This window comes from Pseudomonas sp. NPDC087342, assembly GCF_044744265.1.
Taxonomy (GTDB): Bacteria; Pseudomonadota; Gammaproteobacteria; order Pseudomonadales; family Pseudomonadaceae; genus Aquipseudomonas; species Aquipseudomonas nunensis.
Genome location: NZ_JBIUXZ010000001.1, coordinates 432,845 through 457,853 on the forward strand (window position 1 = coordinate 432,845; position 25,009 = coordinate 457,853).

General features: G+C 59.9%; 23 protein-coding genes. 18 read left to right on the forward strand and 5 right to left on the reverse strand.

Annotation, left to right across the window (positions count from 1 at the left end; genetic code table 11):
• Positions 1-20: 20 nt before the first annotated feature.
• The 14 genes from iolC to ACIOYV_RS02140 all read left to right on the forward strand — a co-directional run bounded on the left by iolC (position 21) and on the right by ACIOYV_RS02140 (position 18,113).
• A complete protein-coding gene (gene iolC, locus ACIOYV_RS02075; RefSeq protein WP_401320413.1) occupies positions 21-1,958 on the forward strand; it encodes a 5-dehydro-2-deoxygluconokinase in 1,938 nt (645 codons plus the stop codon).
• Positions 1,959-2,092: 134 nt separating this feature from the next.
• Positions 2,093-2,983, forward strand: coding sequence for a myo-inosose-2 dehydratase (iolE, locus tag ACIOYV_RS02080; protein ID WP_401320416.1), 891 nt, complete (start codon positions 2,093-2,095; stop codon positions 2,981-2,983).
• Positions 2,983-3,792, forward strand: a complete 810-nt coding sequence (gene iolB / locus ACIOYV_RS02085; protein ID WP_401320418.1) for a 5-deoxy-glucuronate isomerase — start codon at positions 2,983-2,985, stop codon at positions 3,790-3,792. Before iolE ends, iolB begins: the two co-directional genes overlap by 1 nt.
• A gap of 44 nt (positions 3,793-3,836) precedes the next feature.
• On the forward strand, positions 3,837-5,339 hold the full coding sequence (locus ACIOYV_RS02090) for a CoA-acylating methylmalonate-semialdehyde dehydrogenase (protein ID WP_401320421.1): 1,503 nt from the start codon (positions 3,837-3,839) through the stop codon (positions 5,337-5,339).
• Positions 5,340-5,362: 23 nt separating this feature from the next.
• Positions 5,363-6,184 (forward strand): TIM barrel protein, encoded by an 822-nt coding sequence (locus ACIOYV_RS02095; protein WP_401320423.1) that lies wholly within the window; start codon positions 5,363-5,365, stop codon positions 6,182-6,184.
• A gap of 173 nt (positions 6,185-6,357) precedes the next feature.
• On the forward strand, positions 6,358-8,289 hold the full coding sequence (gene iolD, locus ACIOYV_RS02100; RefSeq protein WP_401320425.1) for a 3D-(3,5/4)-trihydroxycyclohexane-1,2-dione acylhydrolase (decyclizing): 1,932 nt from the start codon (positions 6,358-6,360) through the stop codon (positions 8,287-8,289).
• 42 nt (positions 8,290-8,331) lie between these two features.
• Positions 8,332-9,342 (forward strand): Gfo/Idh/MocA family protein, encoded by a 1,011-nt coding sequence (locus ACIOYV_RS02105; RefSeq protein WP_054052840.1) that lies wholly within the window; start codon positions 8,332-8,334, stop codon positions 9,340-9,342.
• A gap of 141 nt (positions 9,343-9,483) precedes the next feature.
• Positions 9,484-10,344: a sugar phosphate isomerase/epimerase family protein gene (locus ACIOYV_RS02110; RefSeq protein WP_401320429.1), complete on the forward strand. Its 861-nt coding sequence runs from the start codon at positions 9,484-9,486 to the stop codon at positions 10,342-10,344.
• A gap of 163 nt (positions 10,345-10,507) precedes the next feature.
• On the forward strand, positions 10,508-11,578 hold the full coding sequence (locus ACIOYV_RS02115) for a Gfo/Idh/MocA family protein (RefSeq protein WP_401320432.1): 1,071 nt from the start codon (positions 10,508-10,510) through the stop codon (positions 11,576-11,578).
• A 349-nt stretch (positions 11,579-11,927) separates the two neighbouring features.
• Positions 11,928-12,854, forward strand: a complete 927-nt coding sequence (locus ACIOYV_RS02120; RefSeq protein WP_401320435.1) for a sugar ABC transporter substrate-binding protein — start codon at positions 11,928-11,930, stop codon at positions 12,852-12,854.
• A 70-nt stretch (positions 12,855-12,924) separates the two neighbouring features.
• Positions 12,925-14,490, forward strand: a complete 1,566-nt coding sequence (locus tag ACIOYV_RS02125; protein WP_163914378.1) for a sugar ABC transporter ATP-binding protein — start codon at positions 12,925-12,927, stop codon at positions 14,488-14,490.
• A 57-nt stretch (positions 14,491-14,547) separates the two neighbouring features.
• A complete protein-coding gene (locus ACIOYV_RS02130; protein ID WP_054052830.1) occupies positions 14,548-15,570 on the forward strand; it encodes an ABC transporter permease in 1,023 nt (340 codons plus the stop codon).
• A 326-nt stretch (positions 15,571-15,896) separates the two neighbouring features.
• Positions 15,897-16,301, forward strand: coding sequence for a TraR/DksA family transcriptional regulator (locus ACIOYV_RS02135; RefSeq protein ID WP_010459637.1), 405 nt, complete (start codon positions 15,897-15,899; stop codon positions 16,299-16,301).
• 588 nt (positions 16,302-16,889) lie between these two features.
• The gene (locus ACIOYV_RS02140; protein ID WP_401322563.1) at positions 16,890-18,113 is read left to right on the forward strand and encodes a methyl-accepting chemotaxis protein; all 1,224 of its coding nucleotides are present in this window, start codon (positions 16,890-16,892) and stop codon (positions 18,111-18,113) included.
• A 276-nt stretch (positions 18,114-18,389) separates the two neighbouring features.
• Here ACIOYV_RS02140 and ACIOYV_RS02145 read toward each other — a convergent pair whose 3' ends face one another.
• The 3 genes from ACIOYV_RS02145 to ACIOYV_RS02155 form a co-directional block, all read right to left on the reverse strand.
• Complete coding sequence (locus ACIOYV_RS02145) at positions 18,390-18,629, reverse strand: DUF2789 domain-containing protein (protein WP_054052826.1); 240 nt, start codon at positions 18,627-18,629, stop codon at positions 18,390-18,392.
• A 130-nt stretch (positions 18,630-18,759) separates the two neighbouring features.
• Positions 18,760-18,990 (reverse strand): hypothetical protein, encoded by a 231-nt coding sequence (locus ACIOYV_RS02150; RefSeq protein WP_054052825.1) that lies wholly within the window; start codon positions 18,988-18,990, stop codon positions 18,760-18,762.
• A 160-nt stretch (positions 18,991-19,150) separates the two neighbouring features.
• The gene (locus ACIOYV_RS02155) at positions 19,151-19,399 is read right to left on the reverse strand and encodes a hypothetical protein (RefSeq protein ID WP_401320439.1); all 249 of its coding nucleotides are present in this window, start codon (positions 19,397-19,399) and stop codon (positions 19,151-19,153) included.
• A 408-nt stretch (positions 19,400-19,807) separates the two neighbouring features.
• Between ACIOYV_RS02155 and ACIOYV_RS02160 the strand changes: the two genes are divergently transcribed.
• The 3 genes from ACIOYV_RS02160 to ACIOYV_RS02170 all read left to right on the forward strand — a co-directional run bounded on the left by ACIOYV_RS02160 (position 19,808) and on the right by ACIOYV_RS02170 (position 21,627).
• The gene (locus ACIOYV_RS02160) at positions 19,808-20,278 is read left to right on the forward strand and encodes a hypothetical protein (RefSeq protein ID WP_401320442.1); all 471 of its coding nucleotides are present in this window, start codon (positions 19,808-19,810) and stop codon (positions 20,276-20,278) included.
• Entirely contained in the window at positions 20,278-20,481 is a 204-nt protein-coding gene (locus ACIOYV_RS02165; protein ID WP_401320445.1) for a hypothetical protein, read from the forward strand. The genes ACIOYV_RS02160 and ACIOYV_RS02165 overlap by 1 nt, the downstream gene beginning before the upstream one ends.
• 129 nt (positions 20,482-20,610) lie before the next feature.
• Complete coding sequence (locus tag ACIOYV_RS02170) at positions 20,611-21,627, forward strand: ABC transporter substrate-binding protein (protein WP_054052817.1); 1,017 nt, start codon at positions 20,611-20,613, stop codon at positions 21,625-21,627.
• Between the two features lie 122 nt (positions 21,628-21,749).
• Here ACIOYV_RS02170 and ACIOYV_RS02175 read toward each other — a convergent pair whose 3' ends face one another.
• Together ACIOYV_RS02175 and ACIOYV_RS02180 are read right to left on the reverse strand one after the other, a co-directional pair.
• The gene (locus ACIOYV_RS02175; RefSeq protein WP_401320448.1) at positions 21,750-23,882 is read right to left on the reverse strand and encodes a TonB-dependent receptor; all 2,133 of its coding nucleotides are present in this window, start codon (positions 23,880-23,882) and stop codon (positions 21,750-21,752) included.
• Positions 23,883-23,970: 88 nt separating this feature from the next.
• The gene (locus ACIOYV_RS02180; RefSeq protein WP_401320451.1) at positions 23,971-24,357 is read right to left on the reverse strand and encodes a DUF2946 domain-containing protein; all 387 of its coding nucleotides are present in this window, start codon (positions 24,355-24,357) and stop codon (positions 23,971-23,973) included.
• Positions 24,358-24,452: 95 nt separating this feature from the next.
• Here ACIOYV_RS02180 and ACIOYV_RS02185 point away from each other — a divergent pair, with 95 nt between their 5' ends.
• Positions 24,453-24,890, forward strand: a complete 438-nt coding sequence (locus ACIOYV_RS02185; RefSeq protein WP_265038991.1) for a DUF3995 domain-containing protein — start codon at positions 24,453-24,455, stop codon at positions 24,888-24,890.
• The last annotated feature ends 119 nt before the right edge of the window (positions 24,891-25,009 follow it).

Consider the following 25,009-nt stretch of genomic DNA (forward strand, 5'->3'; position numbering starts at 1 on the left):
TAAAAATAACAGGAGCCAGCATGGGCCAGACTCGTTTTGCCAGTGGGCGTCAATTGGATCTGATTTGCCTGGGGCGCCTTGGCGTCGACCTCTATGCGCAGCAAGTCGGGGCGCGGTTGGAAGATGTTTCAAGCTTCGCCAAATACCTCGGTGGATCCTCCGCCAATATCGCGTTCGGCACCGCACGCCTGGGCCTCAAGTCGGCCATGCTGAGCCGGGTAGGCGACGACCACATGGGCCGCTTCCTCCTCGAATCCCTGGCCCGCGAAGGTTGCGATGTCAGCGGTATCAAGGTCGATCCGGAGCGCCTGACCGCCATGGTCTTGCTGGGCCTCAAGGACCGCGAAACCTTTCCGTTGGTGTTCTACCGCGAGAACTGCGCCGACATGGCGCTGCGGGCCGAAGACATCAGCGAAGCCTTTATTGCCTCCAGCAAAGCCTTGCTGATCACCGGCACGCATTTCTCCACCGACGGCGTGTACAAGGCGAGCATCCAGGCGCTGGACTACGCCGAAAAGCACAACGTTAAACGCATTCTCGACATCGACTATCGCCCGGTACTCTGGGGCCTGGCCGGTAAGGCGGATGGCGAAACCCGTTTCGTTGCTGACCAGAACGTCAGCCAGCACGTGCAGAAAATCCTCCCGCGTTTTGACTTGATCGTCGGCACCGAAGAAGAGTTTTTGATTGCCGGCGGTTCCGAGGATTTGCTCACGGCGTTGCGCAACGTGCGGCGTTTGAGTGATGCGACCTTGGTGGTCAAGCTCGGGCCGCAAGGTTGCACGGTGATTCACGGGGTGATTCCGGTGCGCCTTGAAGACGGCGCGATCTACCCCGGCGTGCGCGTCGAAGTGCTCAACGTGCTGGGCGCCGGCGATGCCTTCATGTCGGGCTTTCTCGCCGGTTGGCTGGAAGACGCCAGCGACGAGCGTTGCTGCCAATTGGCCAATGCCTGTGGTGGTCTGGTGGTGTCGCGCCACGCCTGCGCCCCGGCGATGCCGACCCGCGCCGAACTCGACTATCTATTCAACAGCCCGGTGCCGATCACCCGGCCGGATCAGGACGCTACCCTGCAACGCCTGCATCAGGTCAGCGTGCCGCGCAAACAGTGGAAGCAGCTTTTCATCTTCGCCTTCGACCATCGCGGGCAACTGGTGGAACTGGCGCACAAGGGCGGTCGCGACCTCAATGCGATTGGCGAACTGAAACAACTGTTTATCAAAGCCGTGGAGCGGGTCGAAGCGGATTTGCGCGAGCAGGGCATCGAGGCTGACGTCGGGTTGCTGGCGGATCAACGCTTCGGTCAGGACTCGCTGAACGCCGCCACCGGGCGTGGCTGGTGGGTGGCGCGGCCGGTGGAAGTGCAGGGTTCGCGGCCATTGGCTTTCGAGCACGGGCGCTCCATTGGCAGCAACCTGATTGCCTGGCCGCAAGAACAAATCATCAAGTGCCTGGTGCAATTCCACCCGGATGACGAGCCACTGTTGCGTCTGGAGCAGGAAGCGCAGATCAAGGGTTTGTATCAGGCGTCCCAGGTCAGCGGGCATGAACTGCTGCTGGAAATCATCCCGCCGAAGGATCATCCATCGGCTCATCCCGACGTGCTGTACCGCGCGCTGAAACGCCTCTACAACCTGGGTATTTACCCGGCGTGGTGGAAGATCGAAGCGCAGAGTGCCGAAGAGTGGAAACAGCTCGATGAGTTGATTCAGGAGCGTGACCCGTATTGCCGTGGGGTCGTGCTGTTGGGCCTGAATGCCCCGGCGGCGGCGTTGGCCGAGGGCTTTCAACAGGCCAGCCAGAGCCAGACCTGCCGAGGGTTTGCCGTGGGCCGCACGATTTTCCAGGAGCCGAGCCGGGCGTGGATGGCGGGGGAAATCGACGATGAAACGTTGATCCGCCAGGTGCAGGGCACGTTTGTCGAATTGATCGATGCCTGGCGCACGGCCCGCGCCTGACGTTGTACCGCGTTATCGTTCTTCGCGGGCAAGCCTCGCTCCTACAGATCACCGCAAACCCGTAGGAGCGAGGCTTGCCCGCGAAGGCGGCCTCAGACTCAACGCAAATTTAGAAAACAATAAAAGGTGCAGCCATGCCCGCTATCCGAATTGGCATCAACCCGATCTCTTGGAGCAACGACGACTTGCCGTCCCTCGGTGGCGAGACGCCGCTGAGCACTGCGTTGAGCGAAGGCAAGGAAATCGGTTACGAAGGTTTCGAACTCAACGGTAAATTCCCCAAGGATGCCAAAGGCGTCGGTGACGTGCTGCGGCCTTACGATCTTGCGCTGGTGTCCGGCTGGTATTCCAGCCGATTGGCCCGCCGTTCGGTGGCCGAGGAAATCGACGCCATCGGCAGCCATGTCGAGCTGCTGGCCAAAAACGGCGCCACGGTGCTGGTCTACGGCGAAGTCGCTGACTCGATCCAGGGCCAGCACATTCCACTGGTCGAACGCCCGCGTTTCCACACCGAGCAGGCGTGGCAGGAATACGCCGACAAGCTCACGGAACTGGCGCGTTTCACCCTGTCCCAAGGCGTGCGCCTGGCGTATCACCACCACATGGGCGCCTACGTCGAATCCCCGGCGGACATCGACAAGTTGATGGCGCTGACCGGCAGCGAAGTCGGCCTGCTGTTCGATTCGGGCCACTGCTACATGGGCGGCGGCGAACCGTTGCAGGTGCTGCGTAAACACATCGAACGCATCTGCCACGTGCATTTCAAGGACGTGCGCAAACCGGTGGTGCAACTGGCGCGCAACCACTTGTGGAGTTTTCCGGACTGCATCATCAACGGCACTTTCACTGTGTCGGGGGATGGCGACATCGATTTCGGCGCGTTGCTCGATGTGTTGCTGGCCGCCGATTACCACGGCTGGCTGGTGGTCGAAGCCGAACAGGATCCAGCGGTCGCACCGAGTTATGTCTACGCCAAGAAAGGCTTCGACACCCTGCGCGCACTGCTCGACGAGAGGATTAAGTGATGAGCCTGCTGGTTAAAAGCAACGCCCGTGGCCGGACCATGGTCGAGCTGGGCAAAGGTGAGTTGGAGTACGTCGGCTTCGCTGCGTATCGCTTGAGCCTCGGCGAAACCTTGCCGGTGTCGGCGGGCGATAAAGAACTGTGCCTGGTGCTGCTCAGCGGTCGCGTCAGCATCAAGGGCGAAGCGCCGGGGCAGGGCGCATTCGACTGGGACAACCTCGGCGATCGCCAATCGGTGTTCGAAGAAAAATCCCCGTTTGCCGCGTACTTGCCGCCCGGCAGTCAGGCGCAAGTGGTTGCCCTCAGCGATGTGCAAATCGCCGTGTGTGCCGCACCCGGCTCAACCGCCAACAACCTCGGGCCACGCCTGATCAGACCCGAAAGCATGAAGCGCAGCGTGCGCGGCAAGGGCGCCAACACCCGTTACGTCTGCGACATCCTGCCGGACACCGAGCCTGCGCAGTCGCTGCTGGTGGTGGAAGTGCGCACGCCGTCGGGGCACTCGTCGAGCTACCCGCCGCACAAGCACGACACCGACGACCTGCCGCACCAGAGCTTTCTCGAAGAAACCTATTACCACCAGATCAACCCGCCTCAGGGCTTCGTGTTCCAGCGGGTCTACACCGACGACCGCAGCATCGATCAAGCCATGGCCGTGGAAAACAGCGACCTGGTCGTGGTGCCCAAGGGTTACCACCCGGTCAGCGTGCCGTACGGCTACGAGTCGTATTACCTGAACGTGATGGCCGGGCCGAAACGCGTCTGGCAGTTCCATAACGATCCGCAGCACAGTTGGCTGCTTGATCTCTGAACTGAAAAGCCTGAATTCCAACATTTGCGAGGAGAACAAGAACAATGAGCAACGCCCCGGTTTTAGGCCATTACATCAACGGCCAGGTGCAAGACAGCGGCAGCGAACGCTTCAGCAACGTATTCAACCCGGCCACCGGTGCGGTGCAGGCGCGGGTCGGATTAGCAAGCGAGAAGACCGTCGACGAAGCCGTGGCCTCGGCCCTGCAAGCCTTCCCTGCGTGGTCCGAGCAATCGTCGCTGCGTCGTTCCCGGGTGATGTTCAAGTTCAAGGAACTGCTCGACCGCCACCATAACGAACTGGCGGAAATCATCAGCCGCGAACACGGCAAAGTCCTGTCCGACGCCAAGGGCGAAGTCACTCGCGGCATCGAAATCGTCGAATACGCCTGCGGTGCGCCGAACCTGCTGAAAACCGATTTCAGCGACAACATCGGTGGCGGTATCGACAACTGGAACCTGCGTCAACCGTTAGGCGTTTGCGCCGGGGTTACGCCGTTCAACTTCCCGGTGATGGTGCCACTGTGGATGATCCCGCTGGCGCTGGTCACCGGTAACTGCTTCATCCTCAAGCCGTCCGAGCGCGATCCGTCGGCCAGCCTGTTGATGGCGCGTTTGCTGACTGAAGCCGGGTTGCCGGACGGTGTGTTCAACGTGGTCCAGGGCGACAAAGTCGCGGTGGATGCGTTGCTGCAACACCCGGACATCGAGGCGATTTCCTTTGTCGGCTCGACGCCGATTGCCGAGTACATCCACCAGCAGGCCACGTCTCGCGGCAAACGCGTGCAGGCGCTGGGCGGCGCGAAGAACCACATGATCGTCATGCCCGACGCGGATCTCGATCAAGCCGCCGACGCCTTGATCGGCGCGGCTTACGGCTCGGCTGGCGAGCGGTGCATGGCGATCTCGATTGCCGTGGCAGTGGGCGATGTTGGCGACCAGTTGATTGCCAAGTTGCTGCCGCGCATTGATCAGCTCAAGGTCGGCAACGGCATGCAAGGCGACAGCGACATGGGGCCGCTGGTGACGGCTGAGCACAAGGCCAAAGTCGAGGGCTTCATCGGCGAAGGCGTGGCCCAGGGCGCGCAGTTGATCGTCGACGGACGCAATTTCAAGGTGCCCGGTGCCGAGAACGGTTTCTTCGTCGGCGCGACGCTGTTCGATAACGTCACGACCGAGATGAGCATCTACCAGCAAGAGATTTTCGGCCCGGTGCTGGGCATCGTCCGCGTGCCGGATTTCGCCAGCGCCGTGGCGTTGATCAACGCCCACGAATTCGGCAACGGTGTGTCGTGCTTCACCAGCGACGGCGGCATTGCCCGCGCGTTTGCCCGCACGATCAAGGTCGGCATGGTCGGCATCAACGTGCCGATCCCGGTACCGATGGCCTGGCACTCGTTCGGTGGCTGGAAGCGCTCACTGTTCGGCGACCACCACGCGTATGGCGAAGAAGGCATTCGCTTCTACAGCCGCTACAAAAGCGTGATGCAGCGCTGGCCCGACAGCATCGCCAAAGGCCCCGAATTCAGCATGCCAACCGCCAAATAATTCACCTGCGGAGAACAACAATAATGAGCAAGCCCCTGCGTTTCGCCCTGAACCGTATGGTCGCCCCGCGTTTGTCCCTGCCGGCGTTCATCGACCTGGCGGTGACCCTCAAGGCCGACGCCATCGAGATCCGCAACGACCTCAAAGGCATCGAGATCGAAGACGGCACCGCGCCTGAAACCGTGCGTGAACTGTGCGCGGCCAAAGGCATCACCGTGCTGTCGATCAACGCGCTGTACCCGTTTGATGTGTGGAATGACGAGCGCCGTGCCCAGGCGTTGAAGCTGGCTGCGTATGCCCGGGATTGTGGCGCGCAAGGGCTGGTGATGTGCCCGTTGAATGACCGCGCCGATACGCGCAATGAAGCGGAACGCGCTTCGGGGTTGCGCACGGCGTTGACTGAACTGGCGCCGATCCTGCGCGATCACGGGATTCTCGGGTTTATCGAGCCGCTGGGGTTTGAAGAGTGTTCGTTGCGGCGCAAACGGCCGGCGGTGGATGCGATCAAGGCGATTGGCGGGCTGGATGTGTTCCGGCTGGTTCACGACACCTTTCACCATCACCTGGCCAGTGAACAGGAGTTTTTCCCTGAGCTGACCGGGTTGGTGCATATCTCTGGCGTCGAGGATGCCGAAGCACCGCTGAACAGTATTCGCGACGGTCATCGAGTGCTGGTGGGCGAGGGCGACATTCTCGGCAATGCCGCGCAGATCGAAACCTTGCTGGGCAGCGGTTACAGCGGCTACCTGTCGTTCGAACCATTTGCCGACAGCGTGCATGGCCTGGCGGACATCGAACAGGCGATCGGCGCAAGCATGAACCACCTGCAAAACTCTCAAGGCTAATGAAGATCCCCCTTGTGGGAGCGAGCCTGTGTGGCGAGGGGGCTTGCCCCCGTTGGACTGCGCAGCAGTCCCAAATGCTAATAGAGGGCCGCTCCGCGCCCTAGCGGGGGCAAGCCCCCTCGCCACACAAGCTCGCTCCCACATGGGTTTCTTCGTGTATTGAAGGATCGGACATGACCACTACAAGACTGACCATGGCCCAGGCCCTGGTGAAATTCCTCGATAACCAGTACATCGAAGTCGATGGCGTTCAGAGCAAATTCGTCGCCGGGGTCTTTACCATTTTCGGCCACGGCAACGTGCTCGGTCTCGGCCAGGCGCTGGAGCAGGACAGCGGCGATTTGATCGTGCATCAGGGCCGCAACGAGCAAGGCATGGCCCACGCCGCCATCGGTTTCGCCAAGCAACACCTGCGGCGCAAGATCTACGCCTGCTCCTCTTCGGTCGGCCCCGGCGCGGCCAACATGTTGACCGCGGCTGCCACGGCCACCGCCAACCGCATTCCTTTGTTGCTGCTGCCCGGCGATGTCTACGCCTGTCGCCAGCCGGACCCGGTGCTGCAACAGATCGAGCAGTTCCACGACCTGAGCATCAGCACCAACGATGCCTTTAAAGCCGTGAGCAAATACTGGGACCGCATCAATCGTCCCGAGCAACTGATGACGGCGGCGATCCACGCCATGCGCGTGCTCACCGACCCCGCCGAAACTGGCGCCGTGACCCTGGCATTGCCGCAAGACGTGCAAGCCGAGGCCTACGACTACCCCGATTATTTCCTGCAAAAACGCGTGCACCGCATCGAACGGCGTCCGGCCACTGAAGCGATGCTCGGAGATGCGCTGGCGCTGTTCAAAGGCAAGCGCAAGCCGCTGATTATTTGTGGTGGCGGGGTGCGCTACTCAGGTGCTAACGCCGCGTTGCAGACGTTTGCCGAGCGCTTCGATATTCCGTTCGCTGAAACCCAGGCGGGTAAAAGCGCGGTGGTGTCGAGCCATCCGTTGAACGTCGGCGGCATCGGCGAAACCGGTTGCCTGGCGGCGAATCTGCTGGCGAAAGACGCTGACCTGATCATCGGTATCGGCACTCGCTACAGCGATTTCACCACCGCGTCGAAATCCTTGTTCCAACATCCCGAGGTGCAATTCCTCAACCTGAATATCAGCCCCTGCGATGCGCTGAAACTCGATGGCGTGCAACTGCTGGCCGACGCCAAAAGCGGTCTGCTGGCATTGGCCGACGCATTGGGCGATTACCGTTCGAGCTGGGGCGATCAACCGCGCCAGGCCAAGGCGCAACTGGATGAGGAAGTCGACCGCATCTATCAGGTCGAATACCAGGCCAAGGATTTCGTCCCGGAAATCAACGACCACATGGACCCGGCCGTGCTGCGGGAATTTATCGAGCTGACCGGTTCCTGCCTGACCCAGAGCCGCGTGCTCGGCGTGCTCAACGAAACCCTGGCCGACGACGCGGTGATTGTCGCCGCCGCCGGCAGCCTGCCCGGCGACTTGCAGCGCAGCTGGCGCAGCAAAGGCGTGAACACTTACCACGTCGAGTACGGTTATTCGTGCATGGGCTACGAAGTCAACGCCGCGCTGGGGGTGAAGCTTGCCGAGCCGGATCGCGAGGTCTATGCATTGGTCGGTGACGGCTCTTACATGATGCTGCACTCGGAACTGGCGACCTCGATTCAGGAACGACGCAAGATCAACGTGGTGCTGCTGGACAACATGACCTTCGGTTGCATCAACAACCTGCAAATGGAACACGGCATGGACAGCTTCGGCACCGAGTTCCGCTTCCGCAACCCGGAAACCGGCAAGCTCGATGGTGGTTTCGTGCCGGTGGATTTCGCCATGAGCGCGGCGGCCTATGGCTGCAAGACTTACAAGGTGAATACCGTTGAAGAGCTGCAATCGGCACTGGCCGATGCGCGGTTGCAGACGGTCTCGACCCTGATCGATATCAAGGTTCTGCCCAAGACGATGATTCACAAATACCTGTCGTGGTGGCGGGTCGGCGTGGCGCAAGTCTCCACCAGCGCCCGCACCGACGCGGTGGCCAAGACCCTGAACGAACGACTGGCCAAGGCCCGTCAGTACTGATTGCCCCTGAAACCAATAACAAGTCCTCACAGGAGAGTTTTCATGTCTTTAAAGATCGGCGTCATCGGCACCGGGGCCATCGGCCAGGACCATATCCGTCGTTGCAGCCAGACCTTGCTCAATAGCCAGGTCGTCGCGGTCACCGACATCAACTTGCAGCAAGCCGCGAAAGTGGTGTCCGACCTGAAGCTGACCGCCGAGGTTTACCCCGATGGCCACGCACTGATCAAGGCGCCAGAGGTCGAGGCGATCCTCGTTACCTCCTGGGGCCCGAGCCACGAAGAATTCGTATTGGCAGCGATTGCGGCGGGCAAACCGGTGTTCTGCGAGAAACCCCTGGCCGTCACAGCCGAAGGCTGCCGCAAGATCGTCGAGGCCGAGGTGGCCCACGGCAAGCGCCTGGTGCAGGTCGGTTTCATGCGTCCGTACGACGAAGGTTATCGCGCCCTCAAAGCGGTGATCGACAGCGGCCAGATCGGCGAACCGCTGATGCTGCACTGCGCGCACCGCAACCCGAGCGTGGGCGAGAACTACAAGACCGACATGGCGATCACCGACACGTTGATCCATGAACTGGATGTGCTGCGCTGGTTGCTTGATGACGACTACGTTTCGGTGCAAGTGGTGTTCCCGCGCAAATCCAGCAAAGCCCTCGCGCACCTGAAAGACCCACAGATCGTCCTGCTGGAAACTGCCAAAGGCACGCGTATCGACGTGGAGGTGTTCGTCAATTGCCAGTACGGCTACGACATCCAGTGCGAAGTGGTGGGGGAGACCGGCATCGCCAAGTTGCCGGAACCGCAACAGGTGCAACTGCGCAGTGGCGCGAAGCTGTCGAACGCGATTCTGATGGACTGGAAGGATCGGTTTATCGCGGCGTATGACGTGGAGTTGCAGGCGTTTATTGATGGTGTGCGTGCGGGCCAGGTTGGCGGCCCATCGGCGTGGGATGGCTTCGCGGCGGCAGTGGCCGCAGACAAGTGCATCGAAGCGCAAAACAGCGGTCAGATCGTCAAAGTCGGCCTGCCAGAGCGCCCACACTTTTACGGCTAACGATGATCTCCTGTAGGAGCGAGGCTTGCCCGCGAAAGCGGTGTGTCAGGCGACATCAATGTTGACTGTGCCGCCGTCTTCGCGGGCAAGCCTCGCTCCTACAGGGGGAGGTGTCGATTTCGGGTGAAGGAGAACAATAAAATGCGCATCGCACTAGACCCCTACATGTACCGCACCCTGTCCCTGGGCAAGATGGTCGATAAAGTCGCCGAGCTCGGCTATGAACACATCGAACTTTCGCCCCGCGAAGACTTCTTGCCGTTCTACAAAGCTCCCCGCGTGGACAAGGCGCGGATCAAGGAATTTCGCAAAGCCCTGAGCGACACCGGGGTCAAACTCTCTTCTTTATTACCGATGTACCACTGGGCCGCTGCCGACGAAGGCCTGCGGGTCGCCGCCGTACGCAACTGGAAACGCGCGATTCAGATCGCCGTGGAAATGGACTGCGAACTGGTCAACACCGAATTCACCGGCCAGTCGGACAACCCGCTGGTGTGCGAGAACCAGTTCATGCGCTCCATGGACGAGTTGATCCCCGAGTTCGAACGCGAAGGCATCAAGCTCGATATCCAGGCGCATCCATATGACTTCTGCGAGCGCAACAACGAGTCGGTGGACATCATTCGCGGCCTCGATCGCGACTGGATCAACTACCTCTACGCCGCGCCGCACACGTTTTTCTATGACGACGGCGTCGGGGATATCGCCTCGATGCTCAAGTACGCCGGCGCCAAGCTGAGCCACTTGATCATCGCCGACACCTACAACCACAAGGCTTCTTCGGGCTTGCGCTATATCGTCAACCCGCCGGGCGTGGTGGCCACCGTGCACCAGCATCTGGACATCGGCCAGGGCGAGGTCAATTGGGAGGCGTTTTTCAGCACGTTGCGCGAGATTAAGTTCGACGGCATCGCCACGGTGTCGGTGTTTGCCTGGGAAGACCGGCCGGATGAGTCCAACCGGATGATGCTGGAACGGGTCAAAAGCGAACTCTGCCGCTAACGGCCACCACAACACCTTTGTAGGAGCGAGGCTTGCCCGCGAAGGCGGAGTGTCAGGCGACGTCAATGTTGAATATGCCACCGCCTTCGCGGGCAAGCCTCGCTCCTACAGGGGGAGTGCCAACCCAGCCAGCGGCTATCTAACAATAAGAAGGAATGCACACATGCGTATCGGACTTGTCGGTTACGGCCATGGCGGCCGGTTTTTCCATGCTCCGCTGCTCAGCAGCCTGCCGGGCGCCACGTTTGTCGGTGTGGTCACCCGTTCCCCGGAGCGCCGACAGTTGCTCGCCGCCGAGCACCCCAACGTGCCGGCCTTCGACAGCATCGGCCAACTGGTGGAAGCCGGGATCGATGTGCTGGTGGTGTCGACGCCGCTCAAGGGCCGTCCGGCGCTGGTGCTCGATGGCATCGAACACGGGGTGGCGGTGGTCAGCGACAAACCGTTCGCCGCCGATGCGCAACAGGCGCAAACCCTGATCACCATGGCCGAGCGTCAGGGCGTGCGGCTCAGCATCTATCAGAACCGGCGCTGGGATTCGGACTTCCTCACGGTGCGCAAACTCATCGAATCCGGCGCGCTGGGCCAGATCACGCGTTTCGAATCGCGGATCGAACGCTACTCGCCGCAAGCAGTGAACAACCCCAGCGGTGGCGGATTCCTGCGGGATTTGGGCAGCCATCTGGTGGATCAGGCGCTGCTGCTGTTCGGTCCGGTCACGCAGGTGTACGCCGAACTGGAATACCTCGAAAAGGGCCAGGCCTACGACAACGGCTTCTTTATGTCCCTGACACACGCCAGCGGCGTCACTTCGCACCTGGGCGGCAGTTGCCTGCAAAACACCCCCGGGCCGCGCTTTCGGGTCACCGGTACTCAGGGCTGCTACAGCGTCGATGGGCTGGACGGGCAGGAAGCCTCGGCGCTGGCCGGGCTCTCGCCAAAATCCGAGGGCGAACGCTGGGGCGTCGAGGAACACCGCAACTGGGGCTGGTTCGAACAAGGCGAGGTGCGTGAGCGCGTTCCCTCCGAACGCGGCTGCTGGAATCAGTTCTATTTACAGCTACAAACCGCGTTGCAGAGCGGTGGCCCACTGCCGGTCGAGGCGCGTGATGCACTGGCGACCACCCGTGTTCTGGACGCTGCGCGACTGAGTGCCGAGCGCCATCAAGTGGTGGAATTGGGCCAGTTCGATGCCCGTGGAATAAAATCAGAATTAAATTCTAAAATGAGTTGATATAGAAATTATTTTCCAATAAAGTCATTTCCAGGTTGCCGACTATCAACGTTCAATCTCGCTCAGGCCAAGCCTGAACGGGTGCAGAACGAACCAAAAACAAGAAACAAAAGCCAGGTACCGTCGATGAAAACCTTTAACGCTGCTTTGCATGTTTTACGTTCCGCCTCACACCTCTTTCGCGACCTGCCTCGCGCCTCGTTCCATTCCTTTTCCCGTTTGCTGTGCGTTGAACGCAACGGCGCCCTGGTCTGCTGCATTCCAGGCGCACCGATTGTCCGCTTGCCCCGTCACTGAAATCGTCACGCCTTATCCATAAAACCAACAAGAATGTGGAGAAAGACTTTTCATGAAGACCCCGATCCGTTTCACCGCACTTGCCTTGTCCTTGATGTTCGCCAGCGGCGCTGCTCTGGCTGATATGAAGATCGGCGTGAGCATGTCCCAGTTCGATGACACCTGGCTGACTTACCTGCGCGAATCCATGGACAAGAAAGCCAAGACCTACCCCGATGGCGTGCAGCTGCAATTCGAAGATGCCCGCAGCGATGTGGTCAAGCAGTTGAGCCAGGTGGAAAACTTCATCAGCCAGAAGGTCGATGCCATCGTGGTCAACCCGGTGGACACCGCAGCCACCCGTAAAATCACGGACGCCGCGGTCAAGGCCGGCATTCCGCTGGTCTACGTCAACCGCCGTCCGGATGACCTGAAACTGCCCAAAGGCGTGGTCACCGTCGCTTCCAACGACCTGGAGGCCGGTGAAATGCAGATGCAATACCTGGCGGACAAGATGGGCGGCAAGGGTGACATCGTGATTCTGCTGGGCGACCTGGCCAACAACTCCACGACCAACCGCACCAAAGGCGTGAAAGAGGTGCTGGCCAAATACCCAAACATCAAGATCGAGCAAGAGCAGACCGGCACTTGGCTGCGCGATAAAGGCATGACCCTGGTCAACGACTGGCTGACTCAGGGCCGCAAGTTTGACGCGGTGGTGGCCAACAACGACGAAATGGCGATTGGCGCCGCGATGGCCCTGAGTCAGGCCGGCGTCGACAAGGGCACGGTGCTGATTGCCGGGGTCGACGGCACGCCAGATGGCTTGAACGCGATCAAGAAAGGCAACATGGCGGTCTCGGTGTTCCAGGACGCGAAAGGCCAGGCGGACGGCTCCATCGACACGGCGGTGAAAATGGCCAAGAACGAGCCGGTTGAACAGAACGTCTGGGTGCCATACCGCTTGATCACCCCGCAAAACGTCGACACGTTCAAATAGCCTGTCCGTTCAATAACAACAATAAGCACGCAAGGTTGCCACCGCGACCTTGCTGATGGAGTACCTGATCATGTTCGCTTCAGCGACTGCTTCGAGCACCCCGTTGGTGGGTATCCAGCCAACCGCAACACCTGTCGATGAGCCGTACCTGCTGGAGATCATCAACGTCAGCAAGGGTTTTCCCGGTGTGGTGGCCTTGTCCGATGTGCAACTGCGGGTGCGCCCCGGTTCGGTGCTGGCCCTGATGGGCGAGAACGGCGCGGGCAAATCGACCCTGATGAAAATCATCGCCGGCATCTACCAACCGGACGCCGGCGAGATTCGCCTGCGGGGCAAACCGGTGGTGTTCGACACGCCGCTGTCGGCCCTGCAATCCGGGATCGCGATGATCCACCAGGAACTCAACCTGATGCCGCACATGAGCATCGCCGAAAACATCTGGATCGGTCGTGAGCAGCTCAATGGCCTGCACATGATCGATCACCGCGAAATGCATCGCTGCACCGCGAAACTGCTGGAACGCCTGCGCATCAACCTCGACCCGGAAGAGCAGGTCGGCAACCTGAGCATCGCCGAACGGCAGATGGTCGAGATCGCCAAAGCCGTGTCCTACGACTCCGACGTGCTGATCATGGACGAACCGACTTCGGCCATCACCGACAAGGAAGTGGCCCATCTGTTCTCGATCATTGCCGACCTCAAGAGTCAGGGCAAAGGCATCATCTACATCACCCATAAAATGAACGAAGTGTTCGCCATCGCCGATGAAGTAGCAGTGTTCCGCGACGGCGCCTACATCGGCCTGCAACGGGCCGACAGCATGGACGGCGACAGCCTGATTTCGATGATGGTCGGCCGCGAGCTGAGCCAGTTGTTCCCGGTGCGCGAGAAGCCGATTGGCGATCTGCTGCTGTCGGTGCGCGACCTCAAGCTCGACGGGATTTTCAAAGGCGTGTCCTTTGACCTGCATGCCGGGGAGATTCTCGGGCTTGCTGGCTTGATGGGCTCTGGGCGGACCAACGTCGCCGAAGCGATTTTCGGCATCACCCCCAGCGACGGCGGCGAGATTCGCCTCGACGGCGAGGTGGTGCGCATCAGCGATCCGCACATGGCGATCGAGAAGGGCTTCGCGCTGCTGACTGAGGATCGCAAGCTCAGTGGCCTGTTCCCGTGCCTGTCGGTGCTGGAAAACATGGAAATGGCTGTGCTGCCGCATTACGCCGGTCACGGTTTTATCCAGCAGAAAGCCTTGCGGGTGTTGTGCGAAGACATGTGCAAGAAGCTGCGGGTCAAGACCCCGTCGCTGGAGCAGTGCATCGACACACTGTCCGGCGGTAATCAGCAGAAAGCCTTGCTGGCGCGTTGGCTGATGACCAATCCACGAATCCTGATCCTCGACGAGCCGACCCGTGGCATCGATGTCGGCGCCAAGGCCGAGATCTATCGGCTGATCTCCTACCTCGCCAGCGAAGGCATGGCGGTGATCATGATTTCCTCGGAACTGCCGGAAGTGCTCGGCATGAGCGACCGGGTGATGGTCATGCACGAGGGCGACCTGATGGGCACCCTCGACCGCAGCGAAGCGACCCAGGAACGGGTGATGCAACTGGCCTCGGGCATGTCCGCGGTTCACTAATTGATGTTGGCGTTGGCTGCGGCCAGCGCTGGCGACGCGATAAAAGGGTGAGTGGTTATGAACGCGATACTGGAAAACAAGCCAGCAACGGCACCGACCAAGAGTCGTCGGCGCTTTCCGACCGAGTTGAGCATCTTCCTGGTGCTGATTGGCATTGGCCTGGTCTTTGAGGTGTTCGGTTGGATCGTGCGCGACCAGAGTTTCCTGATGAACTCCCAGCGCCTGGTGCTGATGATCCTGCAAGTGTCGATCATCGGTTTGCTGGCGATCGGCGTGACCCAGGTGATCATCACCACCGGTATCGATTTGTCCTCCGGTTCGGTGCTGGCGCTGTCGGCAATGATTGCCGCCAGCCTGGCCCAGACCTCGGACTTTGCCCGGGCGGTGTTTCCGTCGTTGACTGACTTGCCGGTGTGGATACCGGTGATTGCCGGGCTCGGGGTCGGACTGCTGGCGGGGGCGATCAACGGCAGCATCATTGCTGTGACCGGGATCCCGCCGTTCATCGCCACCCTTGGCATGATGGTGTCGGCCCGTGGTTTGGCGCGGTATTACACCGAAGGCCAACCGGTGAGCATGTTGTCCGATTCCTACACCGCCATCGGCCACGGCGCCATGCCGGTGATCATCTTCCTGGTGGTGGCGGTAATCTTCCACATCGCCCTGCGCTACACCAAGTACGGCAAATACACCTACGCCATCGGCGGCAACATGCAGGCGGCGCGGACCTCCGGGATCAACGTCAAACGGCATCTGGTGATCGTCTACAGCATCGCCGGGTTGCTTGCCGGTCTGGCTGGCGTGGTGGCCTCGGCCCGAGCAGCGACCGGGCAAGCCGGGATGGGCATGTCCTATGAGCTGGATGCGATTGCCGCGGCAGTGATCGGCGGCACCAGCCTGGCGGGCGGGGTAGGGCGCATCACTGGCACGGTGATCGGCGCGTTGATTCTCGGGGTGATGGCCAGCGGCTTTACCTTTGTCGGGGTCGATGCGTATATTCAGGACATCATCAAGGGGCTGATCATTGTGGTGGCGGTGGTCATCGACCAGTACCGCAACAAGCGCAAACTCAAACGCTGAAACTGCAATAAACAGCAAAATGCGCCACGCCTGACCCGCGTGGCGCAGCCGTTTGTCTTCTATATACAGCCGCTGGACTGAATTTCTTGCTATAAACGCACTCCGATAACCACCACAACGGCTGCCATAGAGCACTTTCCGGGTGTTGTCGGACAAATTCGCTGTCTTTTCAGTTGCTGAGGCCTCAAGTCGGCCTTAGACTGCCGCCCCTCGTAAATTGAGTGCCGGGTGGCGCTTGGAATACATGGCGCCTTTCCGACGGCCGACGAGGTCCGACGGAACGCTCCCTAATTCGCCTTAATGCACGTTTTTTTATAGAGATATCAATGACAAAGGACAAGTTGCTGGCCATGCCGGCGGATGACTACATGAATGCCGAGCAACATGCTTTTTTCTACGAGCTGTTGCAGAACATGAAAGTCGAAACCCACGAGCGCATCGAACAGAACCGCATCGCCATCGAAAGCCTGGACACCCCGGCTGACCCGGCCGACGCTGCTTCCGTTGAAGAAGAGCGCACCTGGCTGGTCAACGCGATCGATCGCGACCAACGCATGCTGCCTCAGTTGGAACAGGCTCTGGAACGCATCAAAGAAGACAGCTTCGGCTGGTGCGACGACAGCGGCGAGGCCATTGGCCTGAAACGCCTGCTGATCAGCCCGACCACCAAGTACTGCATCGAAGCTCAAGAGCGCCACGAGCAAATCGACAAGCACCAGCGTCAGGCTTGATTCGGTAACGCCCACTTCGCGGGCAAGCCTCGCTCCTGCACACATCCTGTAGGAGCAAGGCTTGCCCGCGAAGCTTTTTGCCGTCTGAAAATCCCCCGCACTTCTATTGACCTGCTGCAGCATCCACTACGAACGGACCATAGATAATGGCCCATTAGTGGCGTTTAATGCAGTCACAACAAATAGAAAACGCATGGGGTGACGAAGATGACGAGAGACGGATCTCTGGTTGGGCATGTGCCTGCACCAGTGCTTGCGCCGAAAAACCTGTGGCTGACGCCGACCTTGCAAAGCATCGCCCTGGTGCTGTTGCTCTGTGGCATGACCTTGGGTGGCGCTTCGCTTTATATCGGCCTGCCCGTGGCCGTGCTGATCATCTGGCTGCCGCGCCTGCGTTCGCGCGCGATCCCCGATTTAATCCCCGTCGACAGCTCAAGCGCGATCGCCGAGCTGACCCGCGACCTTTCCTACACCACCAGTCACAACGCGTTGTCCGCTGCGGGCGTGGCATTTTCGGTCAAGCAACTGGCCGAGAAGGTGCAATCGCAACTCGATGCGGCCAAGCGGATCGTCAGCAACGCTGAAGTGATGATTTCCACCGAACAAGCCACATCGACGCTCAGCCGAGAAGCCTTGACCGCTGCCAGTGAGGCCCACGAGAGCAGTGCCGCCGGGCGCACCGAACTGATCGAATCGATCTCGCGCATGCATCAGCTCAGCCAGCGCGCCAGTGCCAGTCGTGAACTGATCGAAGCCCTGAGCCTGCGCAGCGATGACATTCAGCGGGTTACCCTGGTGATCCAGTCCATCGCCAGCCAGACCAATTTGCTGGCACTGAATGCTGCCATCGAAGCGGCACGCGCCGGGGAGCACGGTCGCGGGTTTGCCGTGGTGGCGGACGAGGTTCGCGGTCTGGCCGCACGCACCGCGACAGCCACCGGCGAAGTAGGAGAGATGGTCGCCGACATCCAGCAACGCACCGCGCAAGTGGTGGAGCAGATCCGCCAGCTCTCCAGCGACCTCGACGTCGGGGTCAAACAGGTGGAGCACACCGGCCAGCATCTGGAAAACATCGCGCGCCTCGCCGCCGGTGTCGAACATCAGGTCGGGGAAATCGCCCGGGGCGCCGACACCAATCGCGAACAACTCGACAGTCTGTTTCATGCCATCGAACAGATGCGCAGCGATTTGGCGATCAGCGATCAGCAAACTCAGCACTTGGCCAAGGCAGCGGTGCAGATGGAAGGGCAGGCCGAAACCATCAGCGAGCGTTTGGCGGAGGTCGGGCTGGACGACTATCACCAACGGATTTATGACTTGGCTCGGGAAGGTGCGAGCCAGATTGCCGCGCGGTTTGAGGAGGATATCGATCAGGGCCGGGTCAGTCTCGATGACCTGTTCGATCGCAATTACCAGGCGATTCCCAACACCAGCCCGGCCAAGTTCCAGACGCGCTTCGACCGTTACACCGATCAGGTGCTGCCAGCGATCCAGGAACCGTTGCTACCGCGTCATGAAGGTTTGGTCTTTGCCATCGCCTGCACGCAGCAGGGCTATGTGCCGACCCATAACACGGTGTTCAGCCAGCCGCTGACCGGTGATGTGCAGGTCGACACTCTGCAGAACCGCACCAAACGCAAGTTCGCCGACCGCACCGGGATTCGCTGTGGCAGTCATCAGCAACCGGTGCTGTTGCAGACCTACACCCGCGATACTGGTGAGTTGATGCACGATTTGTCGGTGCCGATCATGCTAAAGGGAAGGCATTGGGGTGGGTTGCGGTTGGGGTATAAACCAGAGAAACCACGCTAGGTGCGTGGTCCTGTATCGCCGCCAGCTTGTAGCAGCTGCCGAGGTACGAGGCTGCGTTCGGCTGCGCAGCAGTCGTAAAACCTGAGCATGCGGTCTTCCTGAAACACCGCGTAGCCTGATTCCACGACTGCTTCGCAGCCGAACGCAGCCTCGTACCTCGACAGCTGCTACGGGCGAACGCAGCCTCGTACCTCGACAGCTGCTACGAGCGAACGCAGGCTTGTACTTTGGCAGTTGCTACGAGCGAATGCCTGCTACTAAGGGTGGGGGTTTTGCCTAGTGAACCTGATGCATCCGCAGGTTCAAATCATCTACCACTCGCGCCCAGTCTGCGTCTTCACGCAGTTGTTCTTTCAGGAACCCGGCTTGTTGCGGGGTCCAGAATTCGGCGTCGATCAGTTTTTTGTCGTCGGGAAGCGGTGAGTGGCTGGCGATGAAATCGTCGATGGCCTTCTCGCTGGAGTCCAGGCCGAGCTGGTCGAACAAACCTTTCAAGTCGTGTGTCGGTGAATCCATGTTCATCTCCTTGCGGGTCGCGTCGAGTGCGAGATCTGAGGGGCGGCTTCACTGCATCTGAGGGAGCCGCGCGTCAGGAGTTCGATTGCGATGGTCGAAAGCAGGAGAGAGCATAGACGGCAAAGCAGGATCAGGCTTTCAATGCACCTTCATCGACCGCCAGCTTCAGGGCCTTGGCGGCTTCCAGGGCGGCGATCAACGCAACGTCCGAGGTCTTGAACCAGCGATCTTTCTCGACCTGGTGATAGGTCACGGTGGTCAAGGGTGGTTTGGCACGCATCACAATGACTGCCTGGAATTCGCCTTCGACTTCTCTGGCTTCGCCCCGGATAAAAAATTCACCGATATCAAATTCCGTCACGTAGCAGCCTTCCCTTGGAAATATTATGTTGTATTGAAAGCCGTCCGCCGAGGGGCCGGAATTCATGGGTTGTGCAGTATGGCAGTAGTTGCCGGCCGACGGCTGAGTTAAGTCGTCGGTGTGACGAAACGTCATTCGGGATAAAGACAAGGGTGGGGCGTCAGTTGCGTGTCGCCAATGAGCGGGCGAGAGTGCAGGCGTCGTTATGATTAGTGCGGAAACCTCTTACATGTCCGGTGGCAGTTTCCTTGATGTGGAAGAACGACTTGCCGGCCGGTATCACCTGAAAGCGCGGCATGACAAGCGTTTGCGAGGCCAGGACATAGGCTTGCAACACCACGGGATGCAGGTTCGCAGGGAGGTTTGTCGAGGCGGTCGAGTGTTTCGCAAAGTGAGTCATGGTGCACATAAGAAGTCCTTTTCATGTTTTTACCGACGTGTGTTCGTCGTTTTGAGTAGTCTCGATGAGCGTCGCTGCTCTAGAATCGCCATCACTGTTGGCGATTGGCGTCCATCTAAAGCAATTTTTTACGGGCGATATGTCGGAAAAGTGCTTTTCTTGAAGGGTTTTTTCCCTAAAGTTAGTAGTCCGCTTTTTCTGGCCGCCAGAAGGGCGTTTTCCTTCAAGGTTTGGCGAACGTCAGGGAGGACGGCGCAGGTGACAATCCAGTAATCTCACTGACCTCGCGATAGATGAGCGCTCTGCTCAGTTCAGGATTTTGACCCGGCTCATTCGGCAACACATTCGCCATGGCCGCTTTTTCTGCTGTGCGTTTTTCCTGCGTGCAGCATCATTTTCAGATGTGGGGATGTTTCCTTGGCAGTAAGTAATCTTGATATGCACGCGTTGTTCGTCCTGGGCGATTTGCGTGCAAAGTTGGTTAAACAGTTCCAGTCCCGTTTTGTCTACGTCACCGAACAGAACGCCGAAGGCATCTACATTGCCGAAATCGATACCGAAGAAGCGCTGGTGGTGGACGACAAGCCTGGCCTGAAACTCAAGGTCGGCGATCATTTCAGCGCCTCGGTGTTGCCCAGTCGCGAAGGCGGCAAACTGGACATCAAGTTCCGTGAAATCAAACTGACGGTGTATGGCCTGGGCGATTACGCATTTGTCACCACCGCTGACGGTCACGCGATTGTGTTCAAGGAAGGCCATAGCGTGGTGATGGTGTTCGCCGCTCACCAACAGTTGCAGGAAGGCCTGACCAAAACCTTGAAAGCCGTGACGGCCAAGGCCGCCAAGTGGCGCAAGGGTGAACTGGTGACCTTCAAGGCCAGCGAGTAATGCCCTTGGCCCGCGCCGATTTCCACCTGCAGAACCTTGCCAGTGCACAGGCCGAGGCCCAGCGCCTGTTCGACCAGAAGGCCATTCTGCAAGGCGGTTGGCTGACTTGGGTGGCGTCACAGATCTATTCCCTGCGTCCGGCGGAATACGCCAGCATGGTGCGAAGGGAACTGGTGCGGTTGCAGCAACCTTCTGAAAAGTAATCCTCGTACCTCGTGATCCCTAAAAAGCGGGAACCTCTACTACAGTCAATGGACTGAGTATTCAGAGGCTTGCGGTCTTGTCTGTCAGGCCATCCTGCTATTGCTGTGAACAGCACGAGGTGCAAAAGCATGAAAGGACTTCGACGGTTGCTGGCCGCTACCCTGGCCACCTTTGGTTTACTGGCTTCACCGGTACCGGTATTCGCGGCCCAGGCGCCGATCCACTTCGCCGACCTGAACTGGGAAAGCGGCAGCCTGATCACCGATATCCTGCGGATCATCGTCGAAAAGGGCTACGGCCTGCCGACCGATACATTGCCGGGAACCACCATCACGCTTGAGACCGCCCTGGCCAACAATGACATTCAGGTCATTGGCGAAGAGTGGGCGGGGCGCAGTCCGGTGTGGGTCAAGGCCGAGGCCGAAGGCAAGGTCGTTAGCCTGGGCGATACGGTCAAGGGCGCCACCGAAGGCTGGTGGGTGCCGGAATACGTGATCAAGGGCGATCCAGCCAAAGGCATCAAGCCGCTGGCGCCGGACCTGCGCAGTGTCAGCGACTTGCCACGCTACAAGGACGTGTTCAGCGACCCGGAAAGCCCGGGCAAGGGACGCTTCCTCAACAGCCCGATCGGTTGGACCTCGGAAGTGGTCAACAAACAAAAGCTCACGGCGTATGGGTTGAACGACAGCTATGTAAATTTCCGCAGCGGTTCCGGCGCAGCGCTGGACGCGGAGATCGCGTCGTCGATTCGCCGTGGCAAACCGGTGTTGTTCTATTACTGGTCACCGACGCCGTTACTCGGGCGCTTCAAGTTGATCCAACTGGAAGAACCGCCGTTTGACGCCGAAGCCTGGAAAACCCTGACCGACGCCGACAACCCGAATCCGAAGCCGACCCGTTCGCTGGCCTCGAAACTGTCGATCGGGGTGTCCACACCGTTCCAGAAGCAGCATCCGGAAATTGCCGAGTTCTTTAGCAAAGTTGATTTGCCGATCGAGCCGTTGAACAAGGCTCTGGCGCAGATGAGCGAGAAACACACCGCCCCGCGTCAGGCGGCCGAGGCGTTCATGAAGGCGCATCCGGACGTTTGGAAGGCCTGGGTGCCGAAGGATGTGGCGGATAAGGTGAGTGCCAGTCTTCAGTGATGAGGTGATGCGGATGGCGCCTTCGCGAGCAAGCCCGCTCCCACAGGGGTTGAAGGTGGACACAAAATTTGTGTACATCCAAAGCCAATGTGGGAGCGGGCTTGCTCGCGAAGCTTTTGCTCTTAGAACCGCGTCTGCACCGCCAACTCAAAGGTCCGCGGCGTCCCCAGATAATACGCCGGCGACACATGCGCAAACTCGGCATACACCTCGTTGGTCAGGTTACGCACCCGGCCGGTGACGGTGGTGTGCTGGTCGACTTTGTAGCTCAGGAAACTTCCGAACAGCGTGTAGGACGGCACGGTCATCGTGTTGGCGCTGTCGGCAAACACTGAAGCCACGTACCGCGCATCGACGCCTCCCTGCCATTGCGGCGCGAAGTCGTAGGTCAGCCACAGGTTGCCGACCCGATCCGGCACGTTGGTCGGTGTGTTGCCTTTACGTGAAACCACCACGCCCGCCGCGTTCTTCTCGGTGAACTCGTCGTACTGCGCATCGACCCAGGCGAAGTTGCCTTCGGCCAACAGTTTGTCGGTGATCCTGAAAGACGTGGCCAGCTCGATGCCTTTCGAGGTTTGCTGACCCACCGGAATACTTTGCGTCGGGTCCAGCGGATCCGTCACCGCGAAATCCTTGCGCTCGATCGTATACGCCGCCACCGTCGCCGAGCCTCGACCGTCCAGGTAATCAAACTTGCTGCCGACTTCCCATTGCTTGCCGGTGGACACGTCGAAATCCTGCGTGCCATTGGGCTGTTCGGCGGCGGTGCTGTATTGCACGTAGACGTTGGCCGAGGGGATGAACTGGTAGGTCAGGCCGACGCGACCGGTGACCGGTTCCCAACTGCGCTTGAGGTGTCGGGGATTGCTGGCGGTCACTGCGCGGTGATTGGTTACGTCCAGGTCAATGTCGTCGTAGCGCAGGCCGGTGAGCAGCGCCAGTTTGTCGGTCAGCGCCAGGCGATTCTCGGCGAACAACGCCTTGGTGGTGACTTCGTTGGTCTTGTCGCTGATCAGCTTCGGATTGGTGCCCGGAATGTCGTAGAAGTGGCCCGGCTGGAAATTATTCGGGTCAACGGTGCTGGCGCCTTTGACGTTCAGCGGCGAGTTGGTGGTCTGGTTGACCTTGTACTCGAAACCGCCGGACCAGGTGGTGTCCAGACCGAACAAGGTGTTGTCGTGGCGCAGCTCGAACTGGTTGCCATTCTGCTCACCCTGATGCCGCACCTGATACGCCGTCGAGCGGTTCACCGCGCTGTTGTCGGCGTTGTATTGGTAGGTTTCCAGGTTGCGATAGTCGCGCTGACTGTCGAGGTGGTACAGGGTGTTGCGCAAGGTGGTGTTGTCGTTGATGCGGTAGTCGATGATCGAGCGCACCCAGATCGTGCGTTGCTCGTAGCGGCCATCCTCGACGTTGTAGTTATTGAAACGGTTGTGTTTGTCGATCTTCAATTCGCCGGCCTTGGGATTGAGCACCGGCGTGCCCCAGTAGGGGCTGTCCTCGTGTTCGTCCTGATATTCCAGGGCCAGGGTGTGGGACAGGTTCGGCGTCAGGTCGCTGAGCAGCGAGAACGCCACGCTCCAGGCGTCGCGCTCCTGACGGTCGATGTAGCCGTTGCTGGTGTTGTGGCTGACGTCGAGTCGCGCGTAGTGCTGAACGTCCGCCCCGGCTTCGCTGAGGGCGTGGTTGAGGCCGAATGCGGTTTCGGTGGTGTCGTAGCTGCCGTAGCTGACCCGGCCTTCGGCGGCTTGCTCTTCACGGGTCGCCAGTTTGGTCACGTAGTTCAGCGAACCGCCCACGGAGCCGGCGCCATTGATCAGCGACGACGGGCCGCCCACCAGTTCGACCCGATCATAAATCCACGCATCCACTGGGCGGGCGAGGCCGCCGGAGACATTGATGCCGTTGAACATCTGGGTGATCTGGCTGCTGGTGAAACCGCGATAGGACACGAAACCGCCGAAACCCGGCGGCGCGCTGGCGTTCACGCCGGGCAAGGTGTTGGCTGCGTCCTGGAAGTTCTGCGCACCGTGGCGCTCGATGTCATTGCGGTTGGCAATGGCCACTGAGGCCGGTGTGTCCCGCACGCTCAGGCCCAGGCGCGAGGCCATGCCGCTGGATTGATCAAGGCTCAGGCCCGGTTCGGTACCGTCCTCGCCATCAATGGTGATCGGCGCCAGATCGACAGTGGATTGCGCCCAGGTGTTAACGGACAGGCAGCCGAACAGGCTGGCCAGAAGAGGAAGATGTTTCATCGATGAATCCTGAATACTTGGCTAGGAAACAGCGCACAGGCAAACGCCACGCGTTAGCGAAGTGAGCTGATCAGAAAGGCGAAGTTGTTCAGGCGAACGGCGGGGCGCGAGGGTTGGCTGACGGCCAGGTGTAGCGGGCGGGGAGGTCAATGTCGGCAACGACAGCCAGCGGTGGGCTGTGTTGTTGCGGAAGGATCGCCAGGGTCAGACTGGAATTGAACGCCGGGCCCATGCCGCCGGTGGAGCACAGCGGGCAACCAAACGCCTTGGACAGCGTCGGCAGCTTTTCTTCGGAGGTGTTTGAAGCGACGGGTGCCTGGGTCGTCGGGTCCACGGCACAGAACTGGCCGCCGAGGCCGTTGAGCTGCATTCCGACCATTTGCCCATGACCGATACTGCAGGCGAACACGTTGAACAGGACGCAGCAATAAAGCATCCAGGCCATCAATATGCGATCAGTTCGGGCAAATTTCATGGGGCAGCACTTTACCACCGCCGATGACATTTACCCTTACAAAAATGCTCGATGAAGTTCATCCTGCTGCGACATTTCACGCTGGAAGTCTGAATATGAGCCTAATGGTCGCGCAATGGATTGCTGCAATCTTCCTGTTGATCAGCCTGATTCATGTGTATTGGGCGGCAGGTGGCAAGTTGGGAAGCGAGGCGGCGGTGCCGCGAGTGCCCGGGGAGGGCGGCGGAGAATCAAGGCCAGCGTTCAAGCCTTCGGGGTTTGCCACGTTGCTGGTCGCGGTGGGGTTGCTGCTGATCGCGATGCTGGTGTGCTTGCGGGTCGGCCTGTACTTGCCGACGGTGCAGCATTGGTCACTGCAATGGGTGATCAGCGCCATTGCGATGCTGATGTTCGCCCGGGCGATCGGGGATTCGAACCTGGTGGGGTTCTTCAAGCAGGTCAAGGATTCGAAATTCGCCCGGCTCGACACCTGGGCTTATTCGCCGTTGTGCGTGGTGTTGGGGGCCGGGTTGTTGGCGGTTGCCTGGATTTGAAAAGCTTCGCGGGCAAGCCTCGCTCCTACAAGGTTCGCGTTGAATCACACATTGGTGAACAACCCAAACCCGTAGGAGCGAGGCTTGCCCGCGAAGAGGCCCGCCCAAACACTACAAAC